Here is a 573-nt window from a genome sequence, read left to right as displayed (position 1 = left end):
TGTGGACAGTGTCTGGTGGGTAGTTTGACTGGGGCGGTCTCCTCCCAAATAGTAACGGAGGAGCACGAAGGTTAGCTAATCACGGTCGGACATCGTGAGGTTAGTGCAATGGCATAAGCTAGCTTAACTGCGAGACAGACACGTCGAGCAGGTACGAAAGTAGGTCATAGTGATCCGGTGGTTCTGTATGGAAGGGCCATCGCTCAACGGATAAAAGGTACTCCGGGGATAACAGGCTGATACCGCCCAAGAGTTCATATCGACGGCGGTGTTTGGCACCTCGATGTCGGCTCATCACATCCTGGGGCTGAAGTCGGTCCCAAGGGTATGGCTGTTCGCCATTTAAAGTGGTACGCGAGCTGGGTTTAGAACGTCGTGAGACAGTTCGGTCCCTATCTGGTGTGGGCGTTGGATGATTGATGGGAGCTGCTCCTAGTACGAGAGGACCGGAGTGGACGAACCGCTGGTGTTCGGGTTGTCATGCCAATGGCATTGCCCGGTAGCTATGTTCGGAACGGATAACCGCTGAAAGCATCTAAGCGGGAAGCCGGCCCAAAGATGAGTCATCCCTGA

At 54.3% G+C, this 573-nt stretch carries 1 rRNA gene; it reads left to right on the top strand.

Annotated elements, in window-relative coordinates:
- Nucleotides 1–573, top strand: a 23S ribosomal RNA gene (locus tag ACFI6L_RS20290); the annotation flags it as partial.

It is taken from the genome of Alteromonas sp. G4i35 (assembly GCF_054960375.1).
Note: the sequence above shows the minus strand (reverse complement) of the source record. Positions and strands in the feature narration are given on the sequence as shown.